7 protein-coding genes are annotated in these 6000 nt (G+C 46.8%); all 7 read right to left on the bottom strand.

Translation table 11 applies throughout. The features are described 5' to 3' along the window. Nucleotides 1-349 precede the first annotated feature (349 nt). A complete protein-coding gene (locus DHL47_RS11470) occupies nt 350-1021 on the bottom strand; it encodes an MmcQ/YjbR family DNA-binding protein (RefSeq protein WP_209551976.1) in 672 nt (223 codons plus the stop codon). Nucleotides 1022-1078: 57 nt separating this feature from the next. Further along, nucleotides 1079-1711 (bottom strand): copper homeostasis protein CutC, encoded by a 633-nt coding sequence (locus tag DHL47_RS11465; protein ID WP_209551975.1) that lies wholly within the window; start codon nt 1709-1711, stop codon nt 1079-1081. A 215-nt stretch (nt 1712-1926) separates the two neighbouring features. After that, the gene (locus DHL47_RS11460; protein ID WP_245335620.1) at nt 1927-2217 is read right to left on the bottom strand and encodes a hypothetical protein; all 291 of its coding nucleotides are present in this window, start codon (nt 2215-2217) and stop codon (nt 1927-1929) included. 187 nt (nt 2218-2404) lie between these two features. Further along, nucleotides 2405-3004, bottom strand: coding sequence for a hypothetical protein (locus DHL47_RS11455; RefSeq protein ID WP_209551974.1), 600 nt, complete (start codon nt 3002-3004; stop codon nt 2405-2407). Nucleotides 3005-3264: 260 nt separating this feature from the next. Then, a complete protein-coding gene (gene rfbB / locus DHL47_RS11450; protein ID WP_209551973.1) occupies nt 3265-4311 on the bottom strand; it encodes a dTDP-glucose 4,6-dehydratase in 1047 nt (348 codons plus the stop codon). A gap of 213 nt (nt 4312-4524) precedes the next feature. Beyond that, nucleotides 4525-5118 carry a dTDP-4-dehydrorhamnose 3,5-epimerase family protein gene (locus DHL47_RS11445; RefSeq protein ID WP_015605114.1) on the bottom strand — a complete coding sequence of 198 codons (594 nt, stop codon included), beginning with the start codon at nt 5116-5118 and terminating at the stop codon, nt 4525-4527. Nucleotides 5119-5122: 4 nt separating this feature from the next. Next, nucleotides 5123-5992 (bottom strand): glucose-1-phosphate thymidylyltransferase RfbA, encoded by an 870-nt coding sequence (gene rfbA, locus DHL47_RS11440; protein WP_125342504.1) that lies wholly within the window; start codon nt 5990-5992, stop codon nt 5123-5125. Nucleotides 5993-6000: the final 8 nt, after the last annotated feature.

The following is a 6000-nucleotide window of genomic DNA, read 5'->3' as shown; positions in this document are numbered from 1 at the left end:
GTTGAGACTTGCTTCGCAAGTCCTATCCGCAACCTCAAAGCAGTGCTTTTGTTGCTTCCTCTCGGAAGCTCTATCTAAAACCTCAAAAGCTCCACTGGAGCTTTTGAGCAATCAGCTGCCGCGTCAAGAGTTTTTTACCAAAACAAAGCGAGACTGAAGGACTTTTATACGGTATCTTCCCGAAGATAGCTCCCTCTGTGGGTGAGGGCGCAGCCATCATGGGAGTCTGTCTCAGCCTCTCGGCCTATCGCTTAACATACAGGACGATAGGACAGCGAGCTGACAAAGTCATAAAAGATAAACGAAATGACGATAGCAGATAGAAAAAGAAACACAGCGGGAGCCGTGTTCATTTCCTCTTCGTCAGCTCAAAACTGGTATCCAGCAGGTCAAAAATCTGCCGGTCGCTCAGAGTTCCGTCCAAAGGCAGGCTGAGCCAGTATTTCTTATTCATGTGAAAGGCTGGATATATACCGGCCTGTCGAGTCAGTTCTGCCACCTGATTATTTTTGACATTGAGCACTTCAATGCTGCCGCTGCGGTCTTTTTCAAACTTGGACCAGTCCGTCGTCAGAAAGGCTCCGTACCATTTTTTGCTGCCTTGATGACGGAAAACCCCGGCATGGGTCCTGCTTTTCCTGTCAGACTTTTCCCACAGATACTCCAGCTGGCCCTGATAAGTCTCGGCCACATAGTCCCTCAGCCGCTGACTCTGCTCATAGAGAAAGCCAATCTCAATGAAGCACTGACGGCGAATCTCCAGCAGAGCTTGCTGACAGGCTTCCCGGACCTGCCCGACAAACTCTCCGGTTATGGACTCCATCTTGACCTGCCGGTACTCATCTCCGGTCTCTAGGTCAAAAACCTGATAATCAAGGGAAGTCTGCTGCCAGATTAGCAGCAGCTCAAAATCCCCATCCATAATCTCCTGACGATAGCGGCAGCTGCTGCCGTCCTGCTCAAAGCCATAGGCCAGCAGCCGTTCCCGATCAGCCTTGTATTTCTCAAAGATATCTAACATCTGCTTCTGCAGCTCCTCTCTGATAGCGAGCTTCCGGCCAGGACAAACTCCTATCTCCTAAAAAACAATTCTGGTGCCATGCAGCTGATTAACTGCCAAACGCTCAGCAAGCCAGTCACGATTGACCAGACTGATCCCGCCGCCCGGCAGCAGCTCAATGCGGTCCGCTGCGTGCTCCAGCAGCTCATCCAGCCAGTCGACATGCTCTTCAATCGGCTGTCCGGCCGGACCGCCGTGGGTCAGGATGCGCCCCACTCCATGCTCAATCAGCCAGTCCATGGCTGCCGGCTGGGAATATCTGGCAAGGACATCAAAGGCCATGTGAAAGACCACCTCCATGCCCCTAGAAGCATCCAGCAGCCGCTTCATCTTGGGAATGTCCAGCTCCTTGGCTTCATTAAGAGCGCCAAAAACCACCCCCTGACTGCCGGCTTCCTTGGCCTTTTTAATATCGGCCAGCATAATCTCAATCTCCAGATCAGCATAGACAAAATCACCGCCGCGCGGGCGAATCATGGTCATAATGCTGGTATCATAACGCCGGCCCAGCTCAACTGCAGCCCTGACAGTACCAAAGCTGGGTGTTGTCCCGCCAACTGCCAGATTATCGCAGAGTTCAATCCGCCGGGCACCAGCCTGCATGGCCTTTTCCAGCAAGGTCGTATTTTCAGCACAAAATTCATAAATCATCTTCTCGCCCCTTATTTGATAGATGGATTCCTTCTCTCTATTATAACACAAGAGCTTCGTTGATAGCAGGTCTTATTAAATTTTCCAGCCTCTTTTTCACACCAGTTCAGCCACTGGCTTTGCTAGTCTTCCTTAGGCAAAATTCTCTCCTGCAGATTGGCTATGGTCAGGACACCTCTTTCCTCACAAGCTTGGACACAATGTCTGTAGAAATCTCAATCCAGCTCATCTAGGTCAAAATAAACTGGAAGCTCCGATAAACCAGCCTGATAAGCCTTAAAGGCCCTGCTATGTCCATCAGTAAAGAAAACTTTTCCATCCATGCGCTTGACAGGCAAAGGTTCAAGTTCTTGTTTGGTAAAATCAATACTGATCCCGTCCAGCTTTTCCTGAGAAAGATAAAACTGACTGGGCTGAATCTGCGCCAAGGGCATAATCAAATCAAGTGCATAAGCCCGGCCTTTTTCCCTAGCAAAAATTGGATAAAAACCAGCTGACTCAACCAAACCGCAAGAGGCCTGATTGAAATCATAAATTTCTTGAACTGCTAGCCTAGATGGCGTGCGCACTGAATCAAAGCAGGCAGGATATTAAAAACAGACACCATTTTCCCCCACAATAATCTTACTGAATAAGAGCATAAAAACTCCATTTGATTTGGAATCTTCCTTCCTCAAATGAAGTTTTCTTTTTTTAAAATCCATAACCCATGGTGAACTGGATTTTGGCTGTTCCGTTTTGGAAATTAATCTTCTTAATACTGAACTGGGTTTCTGGAAGGCTGAATAAAAAGCTGTCGCCTTCTGTTCGGACAGATGAATCCGATTTTTCCAGCTGCTGCCTGAGCAAGCCTGTTACGAGTGATTTAGGGATAGGAAAAGCACCCAGCTTGGCGCTGTCCACATTCACATGCAGGACATTATCCGCTACGGTGACATCTACCTCCAAGTCCAGCTTGCTGTCAACAAAGGCCAGCCTGACCGGGTACTGAATCCGCAGTTTATTGCCGTCAATGCTGTAGGCACTGTCCAGCAGCTCTTGATTTTGGCTGTCCGCCAAGAAAGATTTGAGCACCTGATTGAGCTGAACACTGTTCAGGGAAACTTCCGTATTGACTCCCTGAGCTGTCAGATTGGCATTGCTCAGGGTCGGCTCAATAATGCTCATCCAAGAGGCACTGCCTTGTACATTCTTTAACTGTTCGCTTTGATTGACAGATGAGGGAACCAGAAAAACGACCGCCGCGATAAACAGCAGCACTGCGATTCCCACTAATCTCTTGACCATTTTCATGTTTCTATTCCTCTAGCTTAAGAAAATCCCTTTTCGGCTGAAAGCACAGAAAGGATTTATATTATTTTACACTATTTTTGCATTTTTTTCTGTAACAGAAATGTTAAAAAGCTAACAATAGTGTGAGAATTTAAGCAAAAAGGGAGTGGACAAAAATCGCAATTTCCTAGAAATGGATTTCGTCTCGCTCCCCTGCTTTTAGACCTGAGTCAAAAATCGCAAAAACTTTTTACTCCGCCGCTCTACAAAGAGAAACACTTTTATTTAATCACTTCCTGCGTCTTGGCATAGTTGGCTTCGACAGCTTCTTTTTCAGCTTTCCACCAGTCCTGGTTGTCCGTGTACCACTTGATGGTTTCCTTGAGCCCTGTTTCAAAGTTGGTAAATTCTGGCTTCCAGCCCAGCTCATCGCGCAGTTTGCTGGCATCAATGGCATAGCGCAAATCGTGGCCTGCTCGGTCCGTCACATGGTCATAAGCGTCAGCCGGCTGCCCCATTTCCTTGAGAATCAGCTCCAGCACTTCCTTGTTATTCTTCTCACCGTCAGCACCGATCAGATAGGTTTCGCCGATTTTCCCCTTGGTCAGAATGGTCCAGACACCAGATGAGTGGTCATTGGTATGAATCCAGTCGCGGACATTCTTGCCCTCACCGTAGAGCTTCGGCTTGATACCGCTCAGGATATTGGTGATTTGGCGCGGAATGAACTTCTCAATATGCTGGTAAGGACCATAGTTATTAGAGCAGTTGGAAATGGTCGCTTTCACACCGAAAGAGCGCACCCAAGCCTTGACAATCAAATCAGATGCTGCCTTGGTAGAAGAATAAGGCGAGCTGGGATTGTACTTGGTTTCAGCCGTGAATTTCTCACCCGGCCCTTCTCCATGACCCGGCAGATCTTCACGCAGAGGCAGATCCCCGTAGACTTCGTCAGTGGACACATGGTGGAAGCGAATATCGTATTTACGGGCAGCTTCCAAGAGGGTATAGGTCCCGATAAAGTTGGTGTGGATAAATGGACTCGGGTCATTGAGCGAGTTATCATTGTGGCTTTCTGCTGCGTAGTGGACGATGGCGTCTGCTTTGGCAGCCAGCTTGTCTACCAAGGCTGCATCAGCGATGTCCGCAACGACCAATTCCACCCGGTCGCCCAGAATTTCCTCGATATTGGCCCGATTGCCGGCATAGGTCAGCTTATCCAGAACCGTGATATGCACGTCTGGAAAATTATTGTAAACGTAGTGAACAAAGTTAGAACCGATGAAGCCGGCTCCACCTGTCACGATGATGTTTTTGTATTCAGTCATTGATTTATTTTTTCTCCATAATAAAACAAAATATCGAATTATTTGTTTCGTAAAAAATAGTAATTTTGAAATTATATAAAGGGCTAAGAAAATAAACAAAAAGAGGAGAACCATCATCAGAATGAAGCCTAATGGTCCTAGAGAAATAAGAAAATAGAATATAATCAGCAAGAAATAGATAATATATTCAAACACTTGTTCTATTCACTCTTCTTACAAATCTTCTTTCCTCAAAGGTTTGACATCCTTAAGTAATGGATGGTTCTTGTCTGCTTCTGAGACTTCTGCTGCTTCTAGGTTTTCCCACTGGATGCCTAGAGCTGGGTCTGCATAGTTGACAAAGGCATACTTAGGTTTGAGTTCCAAAGCCCAGTAGTCGTTTACTAGATAGCTATAGGAAACCGTGTCAGAAAGGACTTGGAAGCCGTTAGCTACGCCGCGTGGCACAAAAATACCCTTGCTGGCATCGATTACTGTCTGGTAGGTATTGCCAAAGGTCTCGCCCTCACGCAGGTCGACCCAAGAACCTAGCACCTTACCGTCATCGGCAACAGAGATGTACTTGTCCCAGGGCTCTGCATGAAGTCCACGCAGGACATTTTTACGAGAAAAGCTGACATTATTTTGCAGTTTTCCTTCTGCAAAAAAACTTTCAGGAAAGCCTAGCGGCAGCATTTTTTCCTTTTGGAAATTCTCCTTGAACCAACCTCGGTTGTCTCCACGAACAGGGATATCAAACTCCAGCATACCTGGGATTCCAGGAACCTCACGCGCTGCTAATTCCTTATCAAAAAATTGTTCCGTCATCTTCTTATTCTTCTCCAATCAAGCGCAAGAGATAGTGGCCATACTCATTCTTTTTCAATGGCTGCGCCAATTCGTGCACTTGCTCTTTAGTGATATATCCCATACGATAGGCAATTTCTTCCAGATTGGCCACCTGAACGTTCTGCATCCGCTGAACAGTTTCAATATATTGAGCGGCTTCTAAGAGACTTTCATGGGTGCCTGTATCCAACCAGGCAAAACCACGTCCCATGAGCTCAACAGACAAATCACCACGATCCAAGTATGCCTTGTTGACATCTGTGATTTCCAATTCTCCGCGAGGACTTGGTTTGATGTTCTTGGCAATTTCTACAACATCGTTATCATAGAAATAGAGTCCAGTCACTGCATAGTTAGAGCGCGGCTGTTCCGGTTTTTCTTCGATGGAGATAGCATTCATATTTTCATCAAATTCTACAACACCAAAGCGTTCTGGATCCTTGACATGGTAGCCAAAAACAGTTGCTCCTTTTTCCTTAGCCGCAGCATTTTGGAGCATTTTACTCAGACCTGGTCCATGGTAAATATTATCCCCAAGAATCAGCGCCACGCGGTCATCTCCAATGAAATCGGCCCCAATGATAAAGGCTTGTGCCAGCCCGTCCGGACTTGGCTGCTCTGCATAAGAGAGCTTGATACCAAACTCAGAGCCATCTCCCAGCAGATCCTCAAAACGAGGCAAATCCGTCGGCGTTGAGATAATCAAAATATCTTTGATCCCTGCCAGCATGAGAGTGGACAAGGGATAGTAAATCATCGGCTTGTCATAAATGGGCATGAGTTGTTTTGAAGCAGCACGGGTCAAAGGATACAAACGAGTCCCCGAACCGCCTGCAAGGATAATACCTTTCATAATGAGTT

The sequence above is a fragment of the Streptococcus panodentis genome, assembly GCF_017884005.1.
Lineage (GTDB): Bacteria > Bacillota > Bacilli > Lactobacillales > Streptococcaceae > Streptococcus > Streptococcus panodentis.
The sequence above is the reverse complement of the archived record's forward strand: the minus strand, read 5'-3'. Positions and strand labels throughout refer to the sequence as shown.

What these genes read in the sequence shown, in the direction of transcription:
- DHL47_RS11470 (WP_209551976.1), bottom strand. Translation starts at nt 1,021, where the DNA reads ATGTTAGATATCTTTGAGAAATACAAGGCTGATCGGGAACGGCTGCTG.
- DHL47_RS11465 (WP_209551975.1), bottom strand. Translation starts at nt 1,711, where the DNA reads ATGATTTATGAATTTTGTGCTGAAAATACGACCTTGCTGGAAAAGGCC.
- DHL47_RS11455 (WP_209551974.1), bottom strand. Translation starts at nt 3,004, where the DNA reads ATGAAAATGGTCAAGAGATTAGTGGGAATCGCAGTGCTGCTGTTTATC.
- rfbB (WP_209551973.1), bottom strand. Translation starts at nt 4,311, where the DNA reads ATGACTGAATACAAAAACATCATCGTGACAGGTGGAGCCGGCTTCATC.
- DHL47_RS11445 (WP_015605114.1), bottom strand. Translation starts at nt 5,118, where the DNA reads ATGACGGAACAATTTTTTGATAAGGAATTAGCAGCGCGTGAGGTTCCT.
- rfbA (WP_125342504.1), bottom strand. Translation starts at nt 5,992, where the DNA reads ATGAAAGGTATTATCCTTGCAGGCGGTTCGGGGACTCGTTTGTATCCT.